27 protein-coding genes are annotated in these 21537 nt (G+C 64.2%); 17 read left to right on the top strand and 10 right to left on the bottom strand.

The genetic code is table 11. From position 1 onward, the window contains the following. Window positions 1-55: 55 nt before the first annotated feature. The 3 genes from E2I15_RS26995 to E2I15_RS26985 are packed head-to-tail and all read right to left on the bottom strand — an operon-like array spanning window position 56 to window position 756. The gene (locus E2I15_RS26995; protein WP_137481053.1) at window positions 56-274 is read right to left on the bottom strand and encodes a hypothetical protein; all 219 of its coding nucleotides are present in this window, start codon (window positions 272-274) and stop codon (window positions 56-58) included. A 49-nt stretch (window positions 275-323) separates the two neighbouring features. Beyond that, complete coding sequence (locus E2I15_RS26990) at window positions 324-539, bottom strand: hypothetical protein (RefSeq protein WP_069280376.1); 216 nt, start codon at window positions 537-539, stop codon at window positions 324-326. A gap of 25 nt (window positions 540-564) precedes the next feature. Then, complete coding sequence (locus tag E2I15_RS26985; RefSeq protein WP_069280375.1) at window positions 565-756, bottom strand: hypothetical protein; 192 nt, start codon at window positions 754-756, stop codon at window positions 565-567. A 312-nt stretch (window positions 757-1068) separates the two neighbouring features. Here E2I15_RS26985 and E2I15_RS26980 point away from each other — a divergent pair, with 312 nt between their 5' ends. From E2I15_RS26980 to E2I15_RS26970, 3 genes are all read left to right on the top strand, one after another. Beyond that, on the top strand, window positions 1069-1275 hold the full coding sequence (locus E2I15_RS26980; RefSeq protein ID WP_137481054.1) for a hypothetical protein: 207 nt from the start codon (window positions 1069-1071) through the stop codon (window positions 1273-1275). Window positions 1276-1366: 91 nt separating this feature from the next. Then, window positions 1367-1729, top strand: a complete 363-nt coding sequence (locus E2I15_RS26975) for a PRC-barrel domain-containing protein (RefSeq protein ID WP_028339100.1) — start codon at window positions 1367-1369, stop codon at window positions 1727-1729. Between the two features lie 189 nt (window positions 1730-1918). Then, entirely contained in the window at window positions 1919-2680 is a 762-nt protein-coding gene (locus E2I15_RS26970; RefSeq protein WP_137481055.1) for a Crp/Fnr family transcriptional regulator, read from the top strand. Between the two features lie 70 nt (window positions 2681-2750). Here E2I15_RS26970 and E2I15_RS26965 read toward each other — a convergent pair whose 3' ends face one another. Next, window positions 2751-4163, bottom strand: coding sequence for a TAXI family TRAP transporter solute-binding subunit (locus E2I15_RS26965; protein WP_246668217.1), 1413 nt, complete (start codon window positions 4161-4163; stop codon window positions 2751-2753). A 423-nt stretch (window positions 4164-4586) separates the two neighbouring features. Between E2I15_RS26965 and E2I15_RS26960 the strand changes: the two genes are divergently transcribed. Further along, a complete protein-coding gene (locus E2I15_RS26960) occupies window positions 4587-4940 on the top strand; it encodes a DUF3307 domain-containing protein (RefSeq protein WP_170991657.1) in 354 nt (117 codons plus the stop codon). 171 nt (window positions 4941-5111) lie between these two features. Next, on the top strand, window positions 5112-5513 hold the full coding sequence (locus tag E2I15_RS26955) for a hypothetical protein (RefSeq protein WP_069280372.1): 402 nt from the start codon (window positions 5112-5114) through the stop codon (window positions 5511-5513). Between the two features lie 7 nt (window positions 5514-5520). Here the strand turns inward: E2I15_RS26955 and E2I15_RS26950 are convergent, their stop codons facing one another. Together E2I15_RS26950 and E2I15_RS26945 are read right to left on the bottom strand one after the other, a co-directional pair. Further along, complete coding sequence (locus tag E2I15_RS26950; RefSeq protein ID WP_137481056.1) at window positions 5521-5856, bottom strand: YkgJ family cysteine cluster protein; 336 nt, start codon at window positions 5854-5856, stop codon at window positions 5521-5523. Next, window positions 5856-6554, bottom strand: coding sequence for a helix-turn-helix transcriptional regulator (locus E2I15_RS26945; protein WP_016847472.1), 699 nt, complete (start codon window positions 6552-6554; stop codon window positions 5856-5858). The genes E2I15_RS26950 and E2I15_RS26945 overlap by 1 nt, the downstream gene beginning before the upstream one ends. A gap of 219 nt (window positions 6555-6773) precedes the next feature. Between E2I15_RS26945 and E2I15_RS26940 the strand changes: the two genes are divergently transcribed. Then, window positions 6774-7007 carry a hypothetical protein gene (locus E2I15_RS26940; protein WP_137481057.1) on the top strand — a complete coding sequence of 78 codons (234 nt, stop codon included), beginning with the start codon at window positions 6774-6776 and terminating at the stop codon, window positions 7005-7007. Window positions 7008-7071: 64 nt separating this feature from the next. Next, window positions 7072-7803 carry a glutathione S-transferase family protein gene (locus E2I15_RS26935; RefSeq protein WP_137481058.1) on the top strand — a complete coding sequence of 244 codons (732 nt, stop codon included), beginning with the start codon at window positions 7072-7074 and terminating at the stop codon, window positions 7801-7803. 124 nt (window positions 7804-7927) lie between these two features. Here E2I15_RS26935 and E2I15_RS26930 read toward each other — a convergent pair whose 3' ends face one another. Next, complete coding sequence (locus tag E2I15_RS26930) at window positions 7928-8563, bottom strand: pyridoxamine 5'-phosphate oxidase family protein (RefSeq protein WP_137481059.1); 636 nt, start codon at window positions 8561-8563, stop codon at window positions 7928-7930. A gap of 120 nt (window positions 8564-8683) precedes the next feature. Here E2I15_RS26930 and E2I15_RS26925 point away from each other — a divergent pair, with 120 nt between their 5' ends. After that, window positions 8684-9577: a LysR family transcriptional regulator gene (locus E2I15_RS26925; protein ID WP_137481060.1), complete on the top strand. Its 894-nt coding sequence runs from the start codon at window positions 8684-8686 to the stop codon at window positions 9575-9577. Here E2I15_RS26925 and E2I15_RS26920 read toward each other — a convergent pair. Together E2I15_RS26920 and pobA are read right to left on the bottom strand one after the other, a co-directional pair. Beyond that, window positions 9574-10029 carry a PaaI family thioesterase gene (locus E2I15_RS26920; protein ID WP_137481061.1) on the bottom strand — a complete coding sequence of 152 codons (456 nt, stop codon included), beginning with the start codon at window positions 10027-10029 and terminating at the stop codon, window positions 9574-9576. The genes E2I15_RS26925 and E2I15_RS26920 overlap by 4 nt on opposite strands. 352 nt (window positions 10030-10381) lie before the next feature. Further along, on the bottom strand, window positions 10382-11551 hold the full coding sequence (pobA, locus tag E2I15_RS26915; RefSeq protein WP_137481062.1) for a 4-hydroxybenzoate 3-monooxygenase: 1170 nt from the start codon (window positions 11549-11551) through the stop codon (window positions 10382-10384). Window positions 11552-11829: 278 nt separating this feature from the next. On the opposite strand from pobA, the gene E2I15_RS26910 reads away from it, so the two are divergent. The 9 genes from E2I15_RS26910 (at window position 11830) to E2I15_RS26870 (ending at window position 20879) form a co-directional block, all read left to right on the top strand. Then, window positions 11830-12852 carry a TRAP transporter substrate-binding protein gene (locus E2I15_RS26910; protein ID WP_137481063.1) on the top strand — a complete coding sequence of 341 codons (1023 nt, stop codon included), beginning with the start codon at window positions 11830-11832 and terminating at the stop codon, window positions 12850-12852. Between the two features lie 193 nt (window positions 12853-13045). Then, entirely contained in the window at window positions 13046-13612 is a 567-nt protein-coding gene (locus tag E2I15_RS26905; protein WP_137481064.1) for a TRAP transporter small permease, read from the top strand. 6 nt (window positions 13613-13618) lie between these two features. Continuing rightward, a complete protein-coding gene (locus E2I15_RS26900) occupies window positions 13619-14935 on the top strand; it encodes a TRAP transporter large permease (RefSeq protein ID WP_016847481.1) in 1317 nt (438 codons plus the stop codon). 4 nt (window positions 14936-14939) lie between these two features. Continuing rightward, window positions 14940-15401 carry a DUF3237 domain-containing protein gene (locus E2I15_RS26895; RefSeq protein ID WP_137481065.1) on the top strand — a complete coding sequence of 154 codons (462 nt, stop codon included), beginning with the start codon at window positions 14940-14942 and terminating at the stop codon, window positions 15399-15401. Window positions 15402-15656: 255 nt separating this feature from the next. Beyond that, window positions 15657-16451 carry a crotonase/enoyl-CoA hydratase family protein gene (locus E2I15_RS26890; RefSeq protein ID WP_137481066.1) on the top strand — a complete coding sequence of 265 codons (795 nt, stop codon included), beginning with the start codon at window positions 15657-15659 and terminating at the stop codon, window positions 16449-16451. Then, window positions 16448-18319 (top strand): feruloyl-CoA synthase, encoded by a 1872-nt coding sequence (locus tag E2I15_RS26885; RefSeq protein WP_137481067.1) that lies wholly within the window; start codon window positions 16448-16450, stop codon window positions 18317-18319. Before E2I15_RS26890 ends, E2I15_RS26885 begins: the two co-directional genes overlap by 4 nt. Window positions 18320-18339: 20 nt before the next feature. Continuing rightward, window positions 18340-19101 (top strand): SDR family NAD(P)-dependent oxidoreductase, encoded by a 762-nt coding sequence (locus E2I15_RS26880; protein ID WP_137481068.1) that lies wholly within the window; start codon window positions 18340-18342, stop codon window positions 19099-19101. A gap of 63 nt (window positions 19102-19164) precedes the next feature. Beyond that, a complete protein-coding gene (locus E2I15_RS26875) occupies window positions 19165-19584 on the top strand; it encodes an acyl-CoA thioesterase (protein WP_137481069.1) in 420 nt (139 codons plus the stop codon). Between the two features lie 143 nt (window positions 19585-19727). Beyond that, entirely contained in the window at window positions 19728-20879 is a 1152-nt protein-coding gene (locus E2I15_RS26870) for an ABC transporter substrate-binding protein (RefSeq protein ID WP_137481070.1), read from the top strand. Window positions 20880-21095: 216 nt separating this feature from the next. On the opposite strand, the gene E2I15_RS26865 is transcribed toward E2I15_RS26870, so the two are convergent. After that, window positions 21096-21386 carry a DUF559 domain-containing protein gene (locus E2I15_RS26865; RefSeq protein WP_502707198.1) on the bottom strand — a complete coding sequence of 97 codons (291 nt, stop codon included), beginning with the start codon at window positions 21384-21386 and terminating at the stop codon, window positions 21096-21098. Window positions 21387-21537: the final 151 nt, after the last annotated feature.

The raw sequence follows: 21537 nt of genomic DNA, 5'->3' as shown, positions 1-21537 counted from the left end.
CCATCACCGTCACCGCGGCGACAAAGGCGAAGCCTTTGCGCTGCTTCGCCATCAACTACCGCTTGATGTGCGGCGGCTCCTCGTAGCCGCGGCGGCTGGAATAGAACAGCAGGCCCATCAGGCCGATGCAAACCGCAGCCAGAAGCGTAATGCCGATCGTGAACACCACGATGCCGTAGGTCGGCACCGGAGCGTCCACAGTCAGGCCTTCATAGGCGTAGGCGCCGACGGCGGCCAAAAAGGCCAGCAGGCCGATGCTGATTGCAATGCGCATGCGTAGCTACCTCTGCTGAGGGCCGAGAGCAACGGGGCACTTGCGCCGGTTATCCCGCCGCGGCGGTAGCCTTGGCCAGCGCCTGCTGTCCGGCTTCGGTCAGCTCGGAGAGCGTCGTCCTGCCGCTCTTGGCGCATTTGATGATGTATCTGGCAACGCGCCGGCGAGTGTCGTGTTCCTCGCCGTGAAGTGCGTCTGCGCAAACGCGGTCGAGCGCAGCGTTCATGGCGAAGAGCGTGTGTGAGTCAAACCGTTCCTCGATCATCGCAGCTCTCCTTCGCGGCTCGCGGCTACTTGCGGAACGTCAGCCACTCGCTGACTTCCATCACGGTCTCGGTCTGTCTGGCCTTCCTCATCAGCGTTTCGCGTTCCCGTCCCGGCGGCAGCTTGCGTGCCGCAATACGCGAATCCTCGGCGAATTTTTGCAAGCGATTTTCGAACGATCCGGGAGGCCGCGACCTGTTGCGCTTCTTCTTGATCATGCCGTCTCCGAGCTGGAACCAGCAATACTAGGCTTGTTCTCCGGATGGCGTCGTTAACCCATGACATCGGGCGAACTGAAAAAAACACGCGCCCAAAATCGCGACCAAAAATCGCGACCAAGGATGGCGCAAGACCGCAGGAACGATCTTCGGCGCTCTGCGTAACACCCGTGCGTTCGCTGCTTTGCTCCCCGAAAGGCGGTGGACCACTCCGGTGACGGGCCTCGGCGAAATTGATCGCCGGGGCCCGCATGTCTTCAAGCAAAGCAGCCAGGGAAACAAGAACGACATAGGCCAAGAAGGACATGATCAATGGCACATTCCAATCAGGGTATCGTGAAGGACAACAAGGGGCAGGAACAGCCGGCCGACAAGCAGCGCGCGCAAACCGCGCACAAGACCGACTCGCGAAAGTCCAATGCGCGTGAAGCGACGCGTGATCCGAAATTGAACGATGCCGACAAGACGCCGGGATCCGGCATGACATCAGACGACCGCGGCGATCCTCCAACAGGCTGAATGGCGTTCCGCTCTGCAGCGATCGCGGCAATGCGGCAGGAACGATGACTTTGGTCGACCGTTGGCGTCAAGGGATCAATGGAGAACTGACATGGCGATGGACGAGAAGGAGGTCGGAAACCTGATCGGCAGCGACAAGGTCGAGGGCACCGCGGTCTATGGTTCCGACGAACGCAAGATCGGCTCGATCGAACGGGTGATGATCGACAAGAAGAGCGGGCGAGTGTCTTACGCCGTGCTCGGCTTCGGCGGCATTCTCGGACTCGGCAACGACCATTATCCGCTGCCTTGGCAGTCGCTCAAATACGACACGAGGCTGGGCGGCTATGTCACGGGCGTGACCGAGAGCCAGCTGCGCGGCGCGCCGAAATATGGCAGCGAGCGGGATTGGAATTGGTCGGATATCGGCGCTACGCGCGCGGTGAATGAATATTACGGCGTGCCGTTCGTCTGAGCGGCGCCGGTCCGCGCTTCACCGGTGGCGCCCCACCGGAGTTGACCTGTATGGCGTTGACGACGTCACCGTCGCATCCTTCGGGCGTGTGTGCACAAGTGAACATACGTCAATAGCTGTGCAATGTAACATACGTAATTGAAGTCGGTCCTGCAGTTGCCCGATTGAACATGCGGGAGACCAATGTCATTGGCGTCGCTAGTCCGGAAATTGGAGCAGTTTGTACGGCTTTCGCCGGTAGACCACGTCCTTCTCAATCGCGCGTCCACCGAGCGCGTCCGGCATTTCGGTCCGCGGGTCGACATCGTCCGCGAAGGCGAGAAGCCGAAGGACGTCCATCTGATCCTGTCCGGCTGGGCCTATCGCTACAAGCAGCTCGAGGACGGCCGACGTCAGATCGTGGCTTTCTTCCTGCCCGGCGACATTTGCGATGTGAACGTCTTCATCCTGCGCGAGATGGACCATTCGATCGGTACAGCCACCGCGGTGTCGATCGCCGACCTCTCCCGCGAATTCTTCGACAAGGTCGCAGCCGGACATCCGCGCATCGTGACCGCGTTCTGGTGGGAAACCCTGGTCAACGCGGCGATCCAGCGCGAATGGACCATGAGCCTCGGCCAGCGAACGGCGCTGGAGCGGATGGCCCATCTGCTGTGCGAGATCTGGCTCCGGCTGCGTGCCGCCGGCCTGACCCAGGGCGACAGCTGTGATTTCCCGCTGACCCAGGGCGATCTCGCCGATGCCACCGGGCTCTCCAAGGTTCACGTCAACCGAACGCTGCAGGAATTGCGCGCCGGCGGCCTGATCGTGCTGAAGGGGAAGACCCTGGTCGTCCCCAATCTCGAGCCGCTGATGCATGCCGGCCTGTTCAACCCGAACTACCTGCACATGGATCACGAGGGACGGCAGCTCGATGCCGCCGCGACGCCGACGAACGCGGAGGCGGGGTGATGCGCTCCGGTGCATGTGGCGCGACCGCAGGGGCGACAGTTGTATCTGTGGCCTAACCAACGGCTTGGTTTCACCCGTTCGCCGCCTTCACCACCACGAGGTTCTCGTCCGGCGTCGCCGGGTGACGCTTGAGGTGGTCGCGGCGCAGTGCGATCTCGTCGCGGACCAATTCGTAGCCGAGCTTGAACGTGTCCATTCCGTCGCCGGAAACGGTGCCGTCGCGCAGGCCGATCACCGCGCCGCGCAGGATCGCCTCGAGCTCGTCCTGCAATTCGTCGAGATGCTCGGCGCAAGTGGCGTGCTCGACGCGCTCGCCGATGTCGAGGATCCTGCCCGCCAGCTCGCTGGCCTTCTCCGGTGCGACGCGGGTGATCTTGGTGTAGATCGCCGCGAAGATCGAGCCGATGATGCTGAGCGCGGCGGCACCGAGATACATCAGGTCGCTGTAGCGATCCATGAACGACTTGGTATCGTCGTTGATGTATTCGGCGGCGCCCTGATGGGCGACGATGAAGGCGTCCTTGTCGGTCGCCGCCGGCTCGATCTTGGAGGCGAAGCCGTCGTCGAGCGCAAGTTCCGACTTGTTCTCATAGATGATGCGCGCGAGCTCGGCGGCCGTCGTCGTGGACATCGAGGATTGCGCGACCAGCAACCATTCCAGCCCGATGGTATCGACCTCGTCATCGGGGATCGTCGGCGAGGACGACAGCATGCCGGTCGAGACCGTCTCCTCCGAAATCGCCGGGTATTTGCGCGCCAGCGCCTTGGCCGCGTCGATCGCATTCAGCGTGAAGCCGCCGGCGCGCTTGGCATATTGTTCGTAGGTCTTGTCCTTCACGATCTTCGAGGCATGCTCGATCGCGATCACGGCGGCAAAGCCGGAGGCGAATAGCTTGTCGAAAGGTGTGTTCGGCGGCGCCTGCTGTACCCGCGGCGCCGCATCGGGGCTGTCGGCAATCTCGAGCGCGCTGCGGACGAAATTGACGCTGTTCTCGCCGTCGCCGACGACCGCGATCCGCTTCTTCTTGAGCTCGTTCAGCGATTTGATCTTCTTGCCGCCGGGGCTGAGCACCAGCACCACGTCATGCTCGAGGATCGCGATGGTGCGGGCACGCGGCGGCACCCTTGCGTCGGTGCGCAGGATGGCAAGCGAGGCGTCGCGGCGATCGAATTGCGCCAGCGCCTTGGCGTTGTCGGGGGTCGGCGCGATCTTCAGCCGCAGCCGCGATGAATTGCTCTTCAGCACGGTGGCGAGCTTGGCGGCGAATTTCGCCTCCGGGCCGTTGGCATCGCCGACCGCGAACACCAGTGTTTCGGAATTGCGCAGCCAGAGCCGGCCGCCGATCACGGTGACCGCGCTCAGGAGCAGCGTCAGCAGGGTGAAGACGATGATCTGCGCGCGGTTGGTCTTGGCGACCGGTTTGGCGACCGGAGGGCGCGACCGCGGCGGCATCGGCGCAGGCGAGGGGGCTTCGGCACTCATGACTGATCACCTGGCTCATCACCCGTCCGGGACGGCCCGTTGCCGCAACCCGATCGGCGCGGCGCTGCCCGGTGAATCCGTAAATGACTATAAAAGAAAGAAAATTTCCTATGTTGCCGACGATATACCTCCCCGGGGGGAATGCAAACCGGCCGCCGGCCGTAACCTAATCTCGGCCGACCTGTGCCGCGATGCCACATGACCATTGCCACTATCGACGCCCGGACCGAGATGTGATTTTCGACGAGGCGCAGGTGCATTCCGGCGCCGGAGATGTCATAAATGAGACACGCTTCGGTTTGCGGAATTGCGCTGACGGCCTGACCCGGATTTCTTGCAATCACATTCATCGAAGTAAAGGGCGTCAGCTTGTTGTTTCCCTCCATGTCATCGTCGGTGTCGGTTGGTGCCCTGGTGGGATGGATGTTGCTTCTCACCGCAAAGCACATCATCGCCGACTTCATGCTGCAGAACGCCTGGATGGCGATCGGCAAGGACCAGAAGACCGGCTGGGCACTGCCGCTGCTGGCGCACTGCCTGGTCCATCTCGCGGTTGCGCTGGCGCTGATCCTGCTGGTGGCGCCGCGGTTCTGGTACGTCGCCTTCATTGACTTCGTGATCCACATCATCGTCGATCGCGCCAAGGGATACTGCGCCTCGCATTTCGGCGTAACGCTGGAGTCCGGCCATCCCTGGTTCTGGACCCTGATCGGGGTCGACCAGGCGCTGCACCACCTCACCGGCTTCGCGCTGTCGATCTACATGGCCGCGAACTGAGCGGTTCGCGCGCACCTTTCCTCACATCCTGGACCAGGAATCCAGCCGGGCCTCGGCGGGCGGATGTGATTCGCGCGCAACGGGCAAGACCCCCCGGAAGCGACCGGAGGCCGTGGTTAACCTTTCGTTAGAGGATTACGCGGCATCTTCCCGATCGAGGGGGATTTGCAAATGTTTTCAAGCCGCGACGCCTTCGAGAACGATGCCTGCCCGGTTGCCGACGACCTGCTCGGCCAGATGTATCGCGCCAATCCGAACGGGCTCTCGTTGCTGGTTGCCAATGTCGCGCCCGACGTCAGGGCGCAGCTCGCGCTGTTCTGCTATCGCCGCAGCCATCTGCACGCACTCGCGGTCGCGATCGCGTCGAGCTGCAGCGAGTGGGAGCTGGTGAATTCCGGTGGTCGTGTCGGCTCGACGCTCTACGCGCTGTCGCGCGAGCCGGTCCGCGCCGCGACCGTTTCGCATGGCGGCCGCAAGCCGATCACGCTGTCGACCAAGCCGCTGTCGACCTTCGCGCCTGTTGTCGATGACGAGCTTGACGACGAGGACGTCAGCGAGACGGTCTCGGCGTAACGTCTGGTTAGATCGGCTGCACGCTCGGGATGAGCGGCAGCCCGTGCCGGCGCCGCGCCATCGCGCATTCCGCGTCGCCCGGCTGGCAGGTCCGGCACACCTCCGGCCGCACCGCATAGACCTCGCAGTGCGTTGCTTCCCCGACCCGGCCCGACAGCGCCAAGCAGCGGTCGCCCTCGCAGCGCATGCCTGATTGTCGCGCGTTGACGAATTGCGCCGGGATCAGATCGAGCTGCGCGTCGTCCTCGGTGGTGAAGCGCGGCCAGTTCTCCGAATAGCTGCAGCAGGCGCCGCAGGATTGGCAGGGGCTTGCGTCGGCTGCGTCAGTCGCGTTGTCGGCCATCAGGTGTCCCTCGGCGCTTCCCAGACCAGGCTGCGCCGCCAGCGCGCCCTGAGCAGGTCGCGCCGCTCCGGATATTTCTCGTCGTGATAGACCGCGGTGACTACGCGGTCGGTGCGGAAGCTGCGGAAATCCCTGCGCAGCTCGCACCAGGCGGCGAGCAGCCGCACCGCCTCGTGATAGCCGACCGCGATCGGCCAGATCGTGCGCTCGCTATCGCGGCCATGCTCGTCGCGATAGTTCAGCGTGATCTTCTTGCCCTCATGGATCTGGCTGCGGGTCCTGACCATGTCGATGCGGTCGGGCTCCCGGTTCCAGGCCGAGCGGGCCCGGCTTGCCGGCTCCAGCACGAACGGCCGCAGCCGGTCGGGCACGGTCTCGGCGATCTTGGCCATCAGGTCCTCGGCCGCGCGCGCCAGCGCCGGATCGGCGTGGCCGACCACCCATTGCGCGCCGAGTACGCAGGCCTCGATCTCGTCGGGTGTCAGCATCAAGGGCGGCAGGTCGAATCCCTTCTCCAGGATGTAGCCCATGCCGGCCTCGCCGCGGATCGGCACCCGCTGTTCGATCAGGCTGGCGATGTCGCGATAGATCGTCCGCTTCGATGTCTCGAGCTCGGCGGCGATTGCATCGGCGGTCAAAGGCTTACGGGTGCGTCGAAGCACCTGGATGATCTGAAACAGCCGGTCGGCGCGTCTCATGGCAACTCTCTCGATCGCTCTCTTGGCACGTGTCTTGTCGAGTGTCTTGTCAGCTCTCTTGGCAGCTCTCTCGGCAGCTGTCTTGACGAGTGTCTTGACGGGGCTCGTGGTCTCTCGGTGCGCAGACTTTTCTGGGGCCCGTCCGGCTGCTGCTGACAGCATGTTGGCAGCAGGTGGGGGCTATATCAGGACAACAGCTCAAGTGAAGGGAATTTGTCCATGACGAATCTTGACGAACTCGGTTTCCGGCAGGCGCGAGGCTTTGCGCTGGAGCAGCTGGTCACGGTCTACTCCACCTCCGGCGACCTGCGCTGGGCCCTGGTCGCGCTGATCGCGCAGTCGATCAGCACGGTTTGGTCCTACGGGCGGGCACGGCTGGTCAAGCGCGTTCGCGAGGCGGTTCGCCGCCTCGCACCCGCAGGCCCGTTCGACAGTGAATGCCACTACTGCTGACACCATGCTGGCAGCAGGGGACAGCTAGCGTCAATCTACGACCACAGGCGATCGGGAGCTTCATATGATTACGCTTTTTGGCTTTGGCACGGGCTTCGGCTTGCCGGAAATCAGCCCCTTCGTGACCAAAACCGAGGTCCAGCTCAAGATGGCCGGGCTCGACTATCGCAAGGAGAAGGCGATGCCGCCGGCCTCTCCCAAGGGGCAGCTGCCGTTCATCGTCGACGACGGCGAGACGATCGCCGATTCGACCTTTATCCGCGCCCATATCGAGGGCAAATACGGCTTCGACTTCGACGCGCCGCTCAGCCTGCAGGCGCGTGCCCAGGCCTGGGCCTTCGAGCGCATGATCGAGCATCACGTCTACTGGGCGCTGGTCGGCGCGCGCTGGGTCGACGATACCAATTTCGCCAAGGGGCCCGCGCATTTCTTCGACGGCGCGCCCGACCATATGCGCGACAAGCTGCGCGAGGACGCCCAGTTCCGCGTTGCCGAGAACTACCTGCTGAGCGGGCTCGGCCGTCACGGCCCGGACGAAGACGTCGATCTCGCGATCCGCTCGCTGTTCGCACTGTCGGTGCAGCTCGGCGACAAGCCGTATCTGATGGGCGATGCGCCGTGCGGCACCGATGCCACCGCGTTCGGCGCGCTGGCGGGAATCCTCACCCCGTTCTTCGATTCGCCGCTGCGCGAGCGCACCGAGAAGTTCGACAATCTCGCCGCCTATGTCGGCCGGATGATGCGGCAATATTATCCGGAATTCAGCTGGGCGCCGCTGCAGCAGCAAGCGGCTTAAAGCATGATCCGGAAAGGTGCGAAGCGGTTTTCCCTCGCGACAAACGCGGGACGCGTTTGCGCGGAGATCGTGCTCAAACAAAAAGCCAAAGCGCGATGACGATTCAATCTAATCGCATCGCGCTTTAGGCCGGCGCGGCGGGTGCGGGTTGGCCCTTCAATGCGGCGAGTTCCGCCTCGAGCTCGGCGATGCGCTGGTCGCGCGAGGCCAGCGCTGCCGCCACATCGGCCGCGTCGAACTTCTGCGGAATATGCTGCGGGCAGTTGGTGTCCCACGCCGCGACCTTGAACAGGATCGCCTGCTCCGGCCGCGCCCGGTAGCCCTGCGGCATCAGCGCGCGCGTCAGCGCCGGATCGTCCTCGACCACCTTCGCCTCGCCCCACAGCTTGACGCGGCGGCGGTGCGCATAATCCATCACGAAGATGTACGCCTTGGCATTCTCCGACAGATTGCCCTGCGTGATGAACTGGCGGTTGCCGTTGTAATCGGCGAACGCGATGGTGTGCTTGTCGAGCACCTTGACAAAGCCCTTCGGCCCGCCGCGATGCTGGATGTAGGGCTGGCCGTCGGCCGACGCGGTCGCGAGATAGAAGCTGTTCACCTCGTCGAGGAAGCCGGCGAGGTTCTCGTCGATCTCGCTGCGCCAGCCGCCATGTGCATCGACCTCGGCGTAGGTGGCGCGCGAGCCCTTGCGGGTCTGGATCGCCTTCACCGCCGGACTGAATGCGACGTCGCTCGCATAGCTGTGACCATCTGACATCGGAGCCTCCCGTAACGGGCGCCTTAAGTGGTTATCCTCGCCACTTAAAATGTACGTTCCCAGATCGTAAGCAATCTTGTGCATTGACACTTCACTGTTGCCGATTATGCAATAGTGTCCATGGACCGGATCGACGCCATGCAGGCCTTCGTCGCGGTGGCGGACCTTGAGGGTTTTGCCCCCGCCGCCCGCAAGCTCGGCCTGTCGCCGTCCGCCATCACGCGGCTGATTGCGGCGCTGGAGGAGCGGCTCGGCGCGCGGCTGCTGCAGCGAACCACGCGCCAGGTGACGCTGACCGACGCCGGCTCGCGCTATCTGGAGCGGGCGCGCCGGATCCTCGCCGACGTCGAGGAGGCCGAGGACGCGGTGGAGAGCGAGCGCACCCGCCCCGAGGGGCGCCTCGTGATCTCGGCGCCGTTCGGCTTCGGGCGGCTGCATGTCAGTCCGGTCGTGAGCGCCTACCTGAAGCGCTATCCCGATGTCGGCGTCGACCTGCGGCTGTCGGACCGACGAATCAATCTGGTCGAGGACGGCGTCGACCTCGCGGTCCGGATCGGTTACCTGCCGGATTCGACGCTGGTGGCGCGGCATGTCGGCCGGATGCGCCGCATCGTGGTGGCGTCGGCCGGCTATCTCAAGCTTCGCGGCCGGCCGAAGCGGCCGGCAGACCTCACCGCCCATGACACGATCCAGTTCGGCGCCATGACCGCGACGCCGGATTGGCGCTTCATGGAGGATGGCCGCGAAATCCGCATTACCCCTACGCCGCGCTTCACCAGCAACAGTTCGGATGCCGCCATCCAGTATGCCGAGCAGGACGGCGGACTGACGCGGGTGATGGCCTATCAGGCCGCCGAATCGCTGAAGGCGCGGCGGCTCCAAATCGTGCTCGCCGAGTTCGAGCAGCCGGCGGTGCCGATCCACGTCGTCTATCCGACGACGCGGCTATTGTCGGCCAAGGTGCGGACCTTCATCGATCTCGTGACCGAGATCACGGACTGGTATTTCGACTAGCTCACCGGCGGCTTCTTCGGCACCACGCGGAAGGTGCCGTTGGCGCGCGCGATCGTCACCTCGTCAGCCTTGATCAGGCTCTGCGCGAAGCAGATCGTGCTGCCGGTCTTGATCACGTCGCTCTCGATCGCGAGCCACTGTCCGACATTGGCGGAGCCGACGAAGTCGACCGCGAGCGAGATCGTGACGAACGAGGTGGTCCAGCCGGTCGCCTGGCCGCAGCTATAGCCCATCGCGTTGTCGGCAAGCGCTGCGATCAGGCCGCCATGGATCAGGCCGCGGCCATTGGTGTGCGGCCTCGCCAGCCGCAGGCCGATGATGACGGCCCGCTCGGTCTTCTTTTGGTAAAGCGGCTCCCAGGGCTCGGTGAGCGGGCTCTTGCGGAACAGCGGCTCGAAGCCTTGAGGGACGTCCTGGGGAGTATCGGGCACGACTTGCGTATCGGTGCTCATCTGAAAGCTCGCATATGGCGTTGGGTTGACACCATTGAACGCGATGTCGATGACGGTTTCACCGCCTACAAAGTTTTAAACGGGATTTGCGTGAATGTTTGAATGTAGCGCGGGCCTGTCGCCACATCTACTGCTGTCATCGCACGGCTTGCCGCCTTCGCTAAAGCTTCGGCGCGCCAAGGATCCGGAGCCTCGTCGAAGCCTTGGCGTAGACGGGACCGGGTGATCCAATTCCAGAGACCGCACGGCATGAATCGAGAAGCCGCGGCGTGCTGGATACCCCGCATGCGCGGGGTATGACGGCTGGGTGTGTAACGGAGAGGTTGCGCGACAAAAATATCGGCGAGCTCGCCTAGAACGGCAGCCCCACATAATTCTCCGACAGCGAGGTCGAGGCCGCCTTCGAGCTGACGAGGTAGTCGAGCTCGGCGATCTGGATGCGCGCGGCGAATTCGCCCTCGTCGGGGAATTTGTGCAGCATCGAGGTCATCCACCAGGAGAAGCGCACCGCCTTCCAGACCCGCGCCAGTGCTTTCGCCGAATAGCCATCGAGGCCGGCGGAGGATTTCTCGTTGTAATATTCGCGCAGCGCCTGCGACAGATAATGCACGTCGCTGGCGGCAAGGTTGAGGCCCTTGGCGCCGGTCGGCGGCACGATGTGCGAGGCGTCGCCGGCCAGGAACATGCGGCCGAACCGCATCGGCTCGGCGACGAAGCTGCGCAGCGGCGCGATGCTCTTTTCGATCGAGGGGCCGGTGACGATCTCGTCGGCGGCCTTCTGGTCGAGCCGCCGCTTCAATTCGTCCCAGAACCGCTCGTCCGACCATTGGTCGACATGATCGTCGAGCAGGCACTGCACGTAGTAGCGGCTGCGGTGCGACGAGCGCATCGTGCACAGCGCAAAGCCGCGCTCATGGTTGTTGTAGATCAGCTCCGGCGAGACCGGCGGCGTCTCCGAGAGGATGCCGAGCCAGCCGAACGGATACACCCGCTCGTAGCTGGTGATCGCCGAAGCCGGCACGCTGGCGCGGCTGATGCCGTGGAAGCCGTCGCAACCGGCGATGAAATCGCAGGCGATCTCGTGGGTGACGCCGTCCTTGACGTAGCTGACGCGCGGCTGATCGGTGTCGAAATCAAGCGGCTTGACGTCGGCGGCCGAGTAGATCGAGGTCAGGCCGGCAGCCTTGCGCGCATTCATCAGGTCGAGCGTGACCTCGGTCTGGCCGTAGATGGTCACGGTCTTGCCGGTCGAGCCATGCAGGTCGATGCGGTGCCGCGCGCCGCCGAACGCCAGCTCAAGACCGTGATGGACGAGGCCCTCCTGGTGCAGCCGGGCCGCGGCGCCGACGCTCTCGAGCAGCGACACGGTGCCTTCCTCGAGCAGCCCGGCGCGAATCCGTCCCAGGACATAGTCCGGGGCCTGTCGCTCAAGAATGATGTTGTCTACGCCGAAAGTATGAAGTAGTTGCCCAAGCAACAGTCCGGCCGGACCTGCGCCAATGATTGCTACTTTTGTCCGCAATACCTTTTCCTCCCGATCGGATAGGCTTTTGGCCGGTGCCCGCGCCGGCGCGAGCGCCGTCAACTTGCCAAGGCAACTATATCATATAACGGTTTTGGCAAGGCGGATTTGCGCGGGACGCCCGTTCACCGCAGCGCAAGATGCGGCGGGGCGGGACCGGCGGAGGGTGCGACGAGGCGTCCGCCCGGCGGATTTCGTCTTGAATATCTGTGCGAATTAGATAACATGTTAAGTAATAAGATCGAGCACCAAGCCGGTCCTGGAGAGGAGGAGATGTGATGAGGAAAACAGTGTTGGCGGTATTGATGGCCGCCGCCATCGTGCCGGCCGCGGGACCCGCGATGGCGCAGGACAAGACCGTCAATCTCAAAGTGTCGCTATGGGTGCCGCCGGCGCATCCGCTGGTGCCGGCGACCCAGGCATGGGCCGCCGACATCGAGAAGGCATCGGGCGGCACCATCAAGGTCACCGTGTTTCCGTCCGAGCAGCTCGGCAAGGCGTTCGACCATTACGACATGGCGCGCGACGGCATCGCCGACGTCACCTATGTCAATCCCGGCTATCAGCCCGGCCGTTTCCCGATCGCGGCCGCCGGCCAGCTTCCGTTCACCTTTTCCGACGGCAAGAAGGGCACGCTGGCGCTGAACGAATGGTACCACAAATATGCGCCGACCGAGATGAAGGACACCAAGCTGTGCTTCGCCTTCATCCACGATCCGGGCGCGCTGCATGGCAAGAAGAAGATCGTGCTGCCGAGCGACTTCTCCGGCGTCAAGGTGCGACCCGCGCAGAGCACCATCGGCGAGATGGTCAAGATGTTCGGCGGCACCAATGTGCAGGCCTCCGCGCCGGAGTCGCGCGATGCGATCGAGCGCGGCGTGGCCGACGAGATCACCTTCCCCTGGGGCTCGATCTTCCTGTTCGGCATCGACAAGGTGGTGAAGTACCACATGGACGTGCCGCTCTATTCGACGGTGTTCACCTACAACATGAACCTCGCCAAATACAATTCGATGTCGGCTGCCCAGAAGAAGGTGATTGACGATCACTGCACGGCGGAATGGGCCTCCAAGGTCACCGATCCCTGGACCGATTTCGAGGCCAACGGCCGCACCAAGATGAAGGCGCTGGAAGGCCACGAGGTCTATCCGCTGACATCGGATCAGCTCGCCGAGTGGAAGAAGGCGGTCAAGCCGCTGCGCGACAGCTGGGCCGAGGCGGTGAAGAAGGCCGGCGGCGATGCGGCCAAGATCGACGCCGATCTGCAGGCCACGCTGAAGAAGTACGAGGCGGGGATCTGATCCCGCTCCCCTTCACCTCTCCCCGCTTGCGGGGAGAGGTCGGATCGCATCGTCAGATGCGATCCGGGTGAGGGGGTACAGGTCTCACCGCATTCACGATTCGTGGAAGCAGCCCCTCACCCCAACCCTCTAAGAGCGAGCTATGCTCGTCTCGACCCCCCAAGCGGGGAGAGGGAGCTCATCGAAGCAATGCATGACGCAATCTGCCGAAGTTTCCCCAGACGGCGCGATCACCGGCCCACCCGAGCCGGCCCGCAAGAATTTCATGGACCGCTTCATCGATTCGATCGAATGGGTCGCGGCCTTCTTCGTCGGCGTCGTCGCGCTCAACACCTTCACCGCGGTGTTCATGCGAAAATTCTTCGCGGTGACGATCCCCGACTATTACAATTTCGGCCAGTTCCTGCTCGGCATCCTGATCTTCTGGGGCATCGCGGCGACCAGCTATCGCGGCACCCACATCACCGTGGATCTGGTCTGGGCCAATGCCTCGCCGCGCTACCAGCGCTGGATCGACATCTTCGCGACGCTGGTGCTGCTGTTCGTGGTGAGCGTGCAGACCTACACGCTGGTCGACAAGGTGATCGACACCAGGAACAGCCATATCGTCACCATGGATCTCGGCGTTCCGGTCTGGCCGTTCTTCCTGGTGTCGTGGATCGGCGATGTCTCCGCGGTGCTGCTGATCGCGATCCGCACCTACCGCCTGATCTTCCATCCGGAAGATATCCATGATGCCAAGATCAAGACCGCGGAGTAGACGGCCATGAGTCTCGACCTCAGTCCCGAGACCGTCGCCGTCATCGGCTTTGTCAGCCTGTTCGTGCTGATGTTGCTCCGTGTCCCCGTCGGCATGGCGATGGGCCTCGTCGGCATCACCGGCTTTGGCTATCTCACCGGCTTCGCGCCGGCGCTGAAGCTGGTCGGCCAGACCACGATGCGCACGGTGACGGATTATTCCTTCGGCGTGATCCCGATGTTCCTGTTGATGGGCGCCTTCGTGTCCGTCTCGGGCATCAGCCGCGAGCTGTTCCGCGCCGCCAACACCTTCGTCGGCCACTGGAAGGGCGGGCTCGGCATTGCGACGATCGCCGCCTGCGGCGGCTTTGCCGCGATCTCGGGTTCGTCGGTCGCGACCGCCGCGACCTTCTCCGCCGTCGCCTATCCCGAGATGCGCCGCTTCGGCTATCCGCAATCATTCGCCGCCGGCGTGATCGCGGTCGGCGGCACGCTCGGGGCGATGCTGCCGCCGTCCACCGTGCTCGCGGTCTACGGCATCATCACCCAGCAGGACATCGGCAAACTGTTCATCGCGGGCGTGGTGCCGGGCCTGCTCGCGATCGTGATGCACATGATCACGATCGGCATCATCGGTGTGACGCGGCCCGGCTTCCTGCCGGCGGGAAAGAAGGCGTCGTGGCACGAGCGCTTCGTCGCGCTGCGTGACGTCTGGTCGCCGCTGCTGCTGTTCCTGTTCGTGATCGGCGGGCTCTATGGCGGTTTCTTCGTCCCGACCGAAGCCGGCGCGGTCGGCGCGGTGGGCGCCTTCATCATCGGTATCCTCCGCGGCAAGCTGACCAGGGAAGGCATCCTGCAATCGCTGCTGCAGGCGACGCGCACCGCGGCCGCCGTGTTCACGGTGCTGATCGGCGCGCTCTGCTTCGGCTATTTCCTCACCATCACCCAGACGCCGCAGCACGTCACCGAGTTCCTCACCGGGCTCGGCATCGGCCCCTATGGCGTGCTGGCGCTGATCCTCCTGATGTATCTGGTGCTCGGCTGCCTGATGGACGCGATGGCGATGGTGATCCTCACCGTGCCGATCGTGTTTCCGGTGGTGACCGCGCTCGGCTTCGATCCGATCTGGTTCGGCATCATCATCGTCATGACGGTCGAGCTCGGCCTGATCCACCCGCCGGTCGGCATGAACGTGTTCGTGATCAAGAGCGTCATCAAGGACGTCAACATGTCGACGATCTTTGTCGGCGTGCTGCCGTTCGTCATCACCGATCTGATCCGGCTGGTGATCCTGATCCTGTTCCCGCTGCTTGCGACCTGGCTGCCGCAGCGCATGATTGGTTAGGCCTATGAATCCCGAGCTCGAGACCCGATACGTCTTCACCATCACTGCCCGGATCGCCGAGGTGACCTCCGCCGGCGACATCGGCAGCGGCGTCCGCCGCATCATTCCGATCATCGGCGGCGAGGTGAGGGGTGAGACGGTCAACGGCAAGGTGCTGTCGTTCGGCGCCGACTTCCAGATCATCCGGCCCAATGAGCTGATCGAGCTGGAGGCGAAATATGCGTTCGAGACCGACGACGGCGCCGTCGTCTATGTCGAGAACAAAGGCATCCGCTTCGGGCCGGTCGAGTTGTTGCAGAAGCTGAAGCGCGGCGAGCCGGTCGATCCGAAGCTGATCTATTTCCGCACCGTGCCGAAATTCGAAACCGGCGCCGAAAACTACCGCTGGCTGATGCAGCACATCTTCGTCGGCTCCGCCACCCGCCACGCCGACCGCGTCGTGATCGACGTGCATCAGGTGCTGTAGGGGCTCCCATCCTCCTCTGGAGGGGGGGATCGGTTCGCATGAAGCGGAGCGCAATGCGAACCGAGGTGGGGTGAGGGTCTTTGCATTCAAGCGCTGCCCGTGTTGAGAGATCACCCCACCCCGTCTCACACTCCACTAGGCTCCATGTGAGCCTGCCCCTCCCCCTCCACGGGAGGGAGAAGCCGTCACGCGTGTATTGACTCCTGCGATGATAGTTATAAAACATAACTATTCTGAACAGGAAGCAATAACGCCATGGGAAACGCTGCCGGCGGGGGAGACGCCTCGCTGCTCAGGATCGAGACACGAGGGGCGGTGCTGACGGTCGGGCTGAATCGTCCCGCCAAGCGCAATGCGCTGAACGACGGCATCATCCTGGCGCTGCGGGATTGCTTCTCCGCGATACCGGATGCGGTCGGCGCCGTCGTGATCCATGGTATCGGCGATCACTTCTCATCCGGCCTCGACCTCTCCGAACTGACCGAGCGCGACGCCACCGAGGGCCTGCTGCATTCCCAGATGTGGCACCGCGTGTTCGACCGCATCCAGTATTGCCGCGTGCCGGTCATCGCCGCGCTGAAGGGCGCGGTGATCGGCGGCGGGCTGGAGCTGGCCTGCGCCGCGCATATCCGGGTTGCCGAGCCGTCGGCCTATTTCGCGCTGCCCGAGGGCCAGCGCGGCATCTTCGTCGGCGGCGGCGGATCGGTGCGGCTGCCGCGCCTGATCGGCGTGCCGAGGATGGCGGACATGATGCTGACCGGCCGGGTCTATTCGGCGACCGAGGGCGCCGCCTACGGCTTCTCGCAATACCTCACCGAGGCAGACGGCGCGCTGCCGAAAGCGCTGGAGCTTGCCGAGCGCGTCGCGGCCAACGCGCCGCTGACCAACTTCGCCGTGTTGCAGGCGTTGCCGATGATCGCCGAGGCCAATCCGCAGACCGGCCTTTTGATGGAATCGCTGATGGCGACGGTGGCGCAGAGCGACAAGGAAGCCAAGAAGCGCATCCGTGCGTTTCTTGATCGCAAGACCGCCAAGGTGAAGCCGACATGAGCGCCGCGCCGTCTGCAACCGCCAGTACTGCGCATCCGCTGCGCCCGATCTCGTTCGGCAATCCCGACGTCAGCGTCGAGCGCCGCGACGACGGCACGATCTACCTCCGCCCCAAGCTGAAGCTCGCCGACTTTCCGGTTCGCCTCACCGATCGCCTGCACCACTGGGCGGAGACCGAGCCGGACCGCGTGTTCATGGCCGAGCGTGCGGCCGGTGGCGGCTGGCGGCAGATCACCTACGTGCAATTGCTCGAGGCTGTGCGGCGCATTGCCTCCGCCTTGATCGCGCGCGGATTGTCGGCCGAGCGGCCGATCGTGATCCTGTCGGGCAATTCGATCGATCATGCCCTGATGGCACTCGGCGCGCTCTATGCCGGCGTTCCGTTCTGCCCGGTGTCGCCGGCCTATTCGCTGGTGTCGCGCGACTACGGCAAGCTCAGCTTCGTCATCAAGCTTCTGACGCCGGGCCTCATCTTCGTCGACGATGCCGACAAATTCGCCGACGCGCTGCGTGCCAATGTCGGACCCGATGTCGAGATCGCCGCGAGCCGCGGCACCGTGTCCGGCCGTGAAGTGGCGCGCCTCGCCGGCCTCATGGCGACGCCGGAAGACCCGCGTCTCGATGCCACCCATGCGGCAATCGGTCCGGACACGATCGCGAAATTCCTGCTGACGTCGGGGTCGACCGGCAATCCCAAGGCGGTCATCAACACCCAGCGCATGATCTGCGCCAACCAGGTGATGCTGCGCGAGACGCTGGCGTTCCTGAAGGACGAGCCGCCGGTCATCGTCGACTGGCTGCCGTGGAATCACACCTTTGGCGGCAACCACAATGTCGGGCTGACGCTCTATAACGGCGGCTCGATGTATCTCGACGACGGCAAGCCGATGCCGGGCGGCATCGAGGAGACCGTGCGAAACCTGCGCGAGATCTCGCCGACGGTCTATTTCAACGTGCCCAAGGGCTATGAATCGCTGCTGCCCTATCTGCGCGACGACGCCGGTCTGCGGGCAAAATTCTTCGACCGGCTGCATGCGATGTTCTTCTCCGGCGCCGCGCTGTCGCCGTTCATCTGGAACAGCCTCGATGCGCTCGCCGTGCAGGAGAAGGGCTATCGCGTGCCTGTCCTGACCGGCCTCGGCGCCACCGAGACCTCGCCGTTCTTCATGTCGGTGCGCCCCGATACCAGCCGCTCCGGCCATGTCGGGCTTCCGGTGTCGGGCAATGATGCGAAGCTCGTTCCGAACAACGGCAAGCTCGAGGTCCGCGCCAAGGGCCCGAACGTGACGCCGGGCTACTGGCGGCAGCCCGAACTGACCGCCAAGGCATTCGACGAGGAAGGGTTTTACAAGTTCGGCGACGCGCTGAAGCCCGCCGACGCTGGCGATCTTGATGCCGGGTTCGATTTCGACGGCCGCATCGCCGAGGATTTCAAGCTGGCGAGCGGCACCTGGGTCAGCGTCGGCCCGTTGCGGGCGCGCTTCGTCGGCACCTGCGCGCCGCTGGTGCGCGATGTCGTGATCGCGGGGCTCAACCGCGACGAGCTTGCGGCAATCGTGATCCTCGATCTCGATGGCTGCCGCCTGATCAATCCGGCGCTCGCCGGCAATGATATTGCGGCCGCGGCCAATGATCCGCTGGTGCGGGCGGCCTTCCGCGAGCGCTTCGCGCGCGTCCTTGCCGACGCCACCGGCTCGTCGAACCGGATCGCGCGCGCGATCCTGCTCGACACGCCGCTGTCGATCGATCGCGGCGAGGTGACCGACAAGGGCTCGATCAACCAGCGCGCGGTGCTGGAGCATCGCACGGACATCATCGAAGCGCTCTATGCGCCGGTGCCGCCGGCATCGGTGATCACACTCGTCTAGTTCTCGAACAGGAGAAAGCCATGCAGTTGAAGGACCAGGCCGCCATCGTCACGGGAGGCGCATCGGGATTGGGCGCTGCGACCGCGCGCCGTCTCGCCGCGCAGGGCGCCAAGGTCGCGATCTGCGACCTCAACGCCAACCTCGCCGAGAGCGTCGCGGCCGAGATCGGCGGCATTCCGGTGGTCTGCGACGTCGCCGATGCTGCGGCGGCCGAAGCTGCCGTCGCGGCCGCCGCCAAGGCGCACGGCCCGGCGCGCGTGCTGGTGAACTGCGCCGGCATCGGGGTGGCAAAACGCGTGATCGGCCGCGAAGGGCCGATGGCCCTGGCCGACTTCGACAAGGTGATCAAGGTCAATCTGATCGGCTCGTTCAACATGCTGCGGCTTGCCACCGCTGACATGGCCAAGCTCGAGCCGCTCGCAACCGGCGAGCGCGGCGTCGTGATCTCGACTGCGTCGGTCGCGGCCTATGACGGTCAGATCGGGCAGGCGGCCTATTCGGCATCGAAGGGCGGCATCGTCGCGATGACGCTACCGATCGCGCGTGAGCTCGCGCAATTCGGCATCCGCGTACTGACCATCGCGCCCGGCCTGTTCATGACGCCCTTGCTGGCCGGCCTGCCGCAGGAAGCGCAGGATTCGCTCGCCGCCGCGATCCCGTTCCCGCGCCGGCTCGGCCAGGCCGACGAGTTCGCCTCGCTGGCGCTGCACATGATCGACAACCCCTATCTGAATGGCGAAGTGGTGCGGCTCGATGCCGCGCTCCGGATGGCGCCGCGCTGAAGCATGATCCGGAAGAGCATGAACCGCCCTTCCGGATCGCTCATGCTCGATCGAGGGTAAGCCATGTTCGTCAATCGGCGTGACGTGCAGATCCAGTGGGGCGATTGCGACCCCGCCAACATCGTCTACTACCCGCGCTACTTCGCGATGTTCGACGACTCGACCTCGATCATGTTCGAAGCCGCCGGCTATTCGAAGCAGGATCTCGTCCACAAATACGGCCTGGTCGGCATTCCCATGGTCGACACGCGGGCGAAATTCCACATCCCGTCGACCCATGGCGACTGGATTACCATCGAGAGCCGGGTCGAGAGCATCAAGCGCTCGAGCTTCGAGGTGGTGCATCGCGTGTTCAAGGGCGAGGCGTTGGCGATCGAGGCGTTCGAGACAAGGGTGCTGGTCGGCCGCCACCCGGACGATCCCGCCAGGCTGAAATCGGCGCCGTTTCCGCAGGAGATCATTGACCGCTTCATGAAAGGCTGACTCGCCCCCCATGACACGACTTTCGGAGCATGATCCTTTCGGAAAACCGGTTTCCACTTTTCCGGATCATGCTCTAAAGAAGGGGCTGAATTGGCCCGCAAAACCGGTTTAAACCCAAAAAACTTAACTGCAGGGAGGAATGAATGAGGAAGGCCACTCTCGCCGCCGCGGCGCTCGCAGCAGCCATCGCGCTGCCGGGCGCGTCCGCACTGGCGCAGACCAATGAGATCACCATCGGCATCACGATCTCGACCACGGGGCCCGCCGCGGCGCTCGGCATTCCCGAGCGCAACGCGCTCGATTTCGTGCCGAAGGAGATCGGCGGGGTGCCGCTGAAGCTGATCGTGCTCGACGACGGCGGCGACCCGACGGCTGCGACCACCAATACCCGGCGCTTCGTCACGGAGTCCAAGGCCGACATCATCATGGGCTCCTGCATCACGCCGACGACGATCGCGGTGTCGACGGTCGCCAACGAGGCCGGCATCCCGCATCTCGGCCTCGCGCCGTTCCCGATCAACGACGCCCGCGCGAAGTGGTCGGTCGACCTGCCGCAGTCGATTCCGATCATGGGCAAGGTGCTCTACGAGCACATGAAGGCGCACAACATCAAGACCGTCGGCTATATCGGCTATTCGGATTCCTACGGCGACCTCTGGGTCAATGACTTCAAGGCGCAGGCCGTGCCGATGGGCTTGACCATGACCGACGAGGAGCGCTTCGCGCGTCCGGATACGTCGGTCGCGGGACAGGTGCTGAAGCTCGTCGCCGCCAATCCCGACGCCATCCTGGTCGGCGCCTCCGGCACCGCGGCGGCGCTGCCGCAGACCTCGCTGCGCGAGCGCGGCTACAAGGGCCTGATCTACCAGACCCACGGTGCCGCCACCATGGACTTCATCCGCATCGCGGGCGCGTCCGCGGAAGGCGTCATCATGTCGGCCGGTCCGATCATGTCGCCGGAAACCCAGCCCGACAGTGCGCTGACCAAGAAGCCCGGTCTTGCGCTGAACGCGGCCTATGAAGCCAAGTACGGCGCCAACAGCCGCAGCCAGTTCGCCGGCCACTCCTACGACGCCTTCGAGGTGCTGAAGCGCATCATCCCGACCGCGCTGAAGACCGCCAAGCCCGGCACGCCGGAATTCCGCGAGGCGATCCGCCAGGCGTTCGTCTCCGAGAAGGAGATCGTCGCGAGCCAGGGCGTCTACAACTGGACCGAGAAGGACCGCTACGGCCTCGACGACCGCTCGCGTATCCTGCTGACGGTCAAGGGCGGGAAATACGTCCCGGCGATGTAAGCCGCCAATCTCCGGTTTGGAAAAGAACAAGCCGGCCTTCGAAAGGGGGCCGGCTATTCTTCACCCTCCCCTGGAGGGGGAAGGTCGCTTCGCATCGCGTCAGCGATGTGAAGCGGGGTGGGATGACGGTCTATCGTCGCCGGCGGTGCTTCAGCGGCACAGCTTCCGCTTCACGAGCGCCATAGAGTTCGACATAGATCCGTTCGAGCACGGCATTCAAATCCTCACTGACCTCCGAATTCCAGAACCTGACGACGCGATATCCTTCCCGCTCGAGCCACTCTTGTCGCGCACGATCGCGCTTCGCCGCTTCATCGTCGTTGTGGTGTCCACCGTCCAGCTCGACGATGAGTCGCTTGGCCGGGTAGAAGAAATCGACGACGGCCTTCGAAAATGCGTTCCGTCAGTTGGCTGCTCTCTCAGCGCGCGCCACAGGATTCGTTCATGCGGTGTCGTGTTGGTGCGCAGCTTCTTCGCGGCGGCTCTGCGGATTGGTGTTGAGACCATTTGTGTGGCTTCACCCCACCCCGATTGCACCCGCGATCGACCCTCCCCCTCCAGGGGAGGGTAAAGTGGAGCGCAATCTTCGCGCGAATGCAAGCGTGGCAGAAAGTTCATCCGAGACGCACCCGCCTTCATCCTCCCCTGGAGGGGGAGG

Origin of the sequence: Bradyrhizobium sp. BR2003 (genome assembly GCF_009720285.1) — a bacterium.
Lineage (GTDB): Bacteria > Pseudomonadota > Alphaproteobacteria > Rhizobiales > Xanthobacteraceae > Bradyrhizobium > Bradyrhizobium elkanii.
The sequence above is the reverse complement of the archived record's forward strand: the minus strand, read 5'-3'. Positions and strand labels throughout refer to the sequence as shown.

What these genes read in the sequence shown, in the direction of transcription:
- E2I15_RS26995 (WP_137481053.1), bottom strand. Translation starts at nt 274, where the DNA reads ATGCGCATTGCAATCAGCATCGGCCTGCTGGCCTTTTTGGCCGCCGTC.
- E2I15_RS26990 (WP_069280376.1), bottom strand. Translation starts at nt 539, where the DNA reads ATGATCGAGGAACGGTTTGACTCACACACGCTCTTCGCCATGAACGCT.
- E2I15_RS26985 (WP_069280375.1), bottom strand. Translation starts at nt 756, where the DNA reads ATGATCAAGAAGAAGCGCAACAGGTCGCGGCCTCCCGGATCGTTCGAA.
- E2I15_RS26980 (WP_137481054.1), top strand. Translation starts at nt 1,069, where the DNA reads ATGGCACATTCCAATCAGGGTATCGTGAAGGACAACAAGGGGCAGGAA.
- E2I15_RS26975 (WP_028339100.1), top strand. Translation starts at nt 1,367, where the DNA reads ATGGCGATGGACGAGAAGGAGGTCGGAAACCTGATCGGCAGCGACAAG.
- E2I15_RS26965 (WP_246668217.1), bottom strand. Translation starts at nt 4,163, where the DNA reads ATGAGTGCCGAAGCCCCCTCGCCTGCGCCGATGCCGCCGCGGTCGCGC.
- E2I15_RS26960 (WP_170991657.1), top strand. Translation starts at nt 4,587, where the DNA reads ATGTTGCTTCTCACCGCAAAGCACATCATCGCCGACTTCATGCTGCAG.
- E2I15_RS26955 (WP_069280372.1), top strand. Translation starts at nt 5,112, where the DNA reads ATGTTTTCAAGCCGCGACGCCTTCGAGAACGATGCCTGCCCGGTTGCC.
- E2I15_RS26950 (WP_137481056.1), bottom strand. Translation starts at nt 5,856, where the DNA reads ATGGCCGACAACGCGACTGACGCAGCCGACGCAAGCCCCTGCCAATCC.
- E2I15_RS26945 (WP_016847472.1), bottom strand. Translation starts at nt 6,554, where the DNA reads ATGAGACGCGCCGACCGGCTGTTTCAGATCATCCAGGTGCTTCGACGC.
- E2I15_RS26940 (WP_137481057.1), top strand. Translation starts at nt 6,774, where the DNA reads ATGACGAATCTTGACGAACTCGGTTTCCGGCAGGCGCGAGGCTTTGCG.
- E2I15_RS26935 (WP_137481058.1), top strand. Translation starts at nt 7,072, where the DNA reads ATGATTACGCTTTTTGGCTTTGGCACGGGCTTCGGCTTGCCGGAAATC.
- E2I15_RS26930 (WP_137481059.1), bottom strand. Translation starts at nt 8,563, where the DNA reads ATGTCAGATGGTCACAGCTATGCGAGCGACGTCGCATTCAGTCCGGCG.
- E2I15_RS26925 (WP_137481060.1), top strand. Translation starts at nt 8,684, where the DNA reads ATGGACCGGATCGACGCCATGCAGGCCTTCGTCGCGGTGGCGGACCTT.
- E2I15_RS26920 (WP_137481061.1), bottom strand. Translation starts at nt 10,029, where the DNA reads ATGAGCACCGATACGCAAGTCGTGCCCGATACTCCCCAGGACGTCCCT.
- E2I15_RS26910 (WP_137481063.1), top strand. Translation starts at nt 11,830, where the DNA reads ATGAGGAAAACAGTGTTGGCGGTATTGATGGCCGCCGCCATCGTGCCG.
- E2I15_RS26905 (WP_137481064.1), top strand. Translation starts at nt 13,046, where the DNA reads ATGACGCAATCTGCCGAAGTTTCCCCAGACGGCGCGATCACCGGCCCA.
- E2I15_RS26900 (WP_016847481.1), top strand. Translation starts at nt 13,619, where the DNA reads ATGAGTCTCGACCTCAGTCCCGAGACCGTCGCCGTCATCGGCTTTGTC.
- E2I15_RS26895 (WP_137481065.1), top strand. Translation starts at nt 14,940, where the DNA reads ATGAATCCCGAGCTCGAGACCCGATACGTCTTCACCATCACTGCCCGG.
- E2I15_RS26890 (WP_137481066.1), top strand. Translation starts at nt 15,657, where the DNA reads ATGGGAAACGCTGCCGGCGGGGGAGACGCCTCGCTGCTCAGGATCGAG.
- E2I15_RS26885 (WP_137481067.1), top strand. Translation starts at nt 16,448, where the DNA reads ATGAGCGCCGCGCCGTCTGCAACCGCCAGTACTGCGCATCCGCTGCGC.
- E2I15_RS26880 (WP_137481068.1), top strand. Translation starts at nt 18,340, where the DNA reads ATGCAGTTGAAGGACCAGGCCGCCATCGTCACGGGAGGCGCATCGGGA.
- E2I15_RS26875 (WP_137481069.1), top strand. Translation starts at nt 19,165, where the DNA reads ATGTTCGTCAATCGGCGTGACGTGCAGATCCAGTGGGGCGATTGCGAC.
- E2I15_RS26870 (WP_137481070.1), top strand. Translation starts at nt 19,728, where the DNA reads ATGAGGAAGGCCACTCTCGCCGCCGCGGCGCTCGCAGCAGCCATCGCG.
- E2I15_RS26865 (WP_502707198.1), bottom strand. Translation starts at nt 21,386, where the DNA reads ATGGTCTCAACACCAATCCGCAGAGCCGCCGCGAAGAAGCTGCGCACC.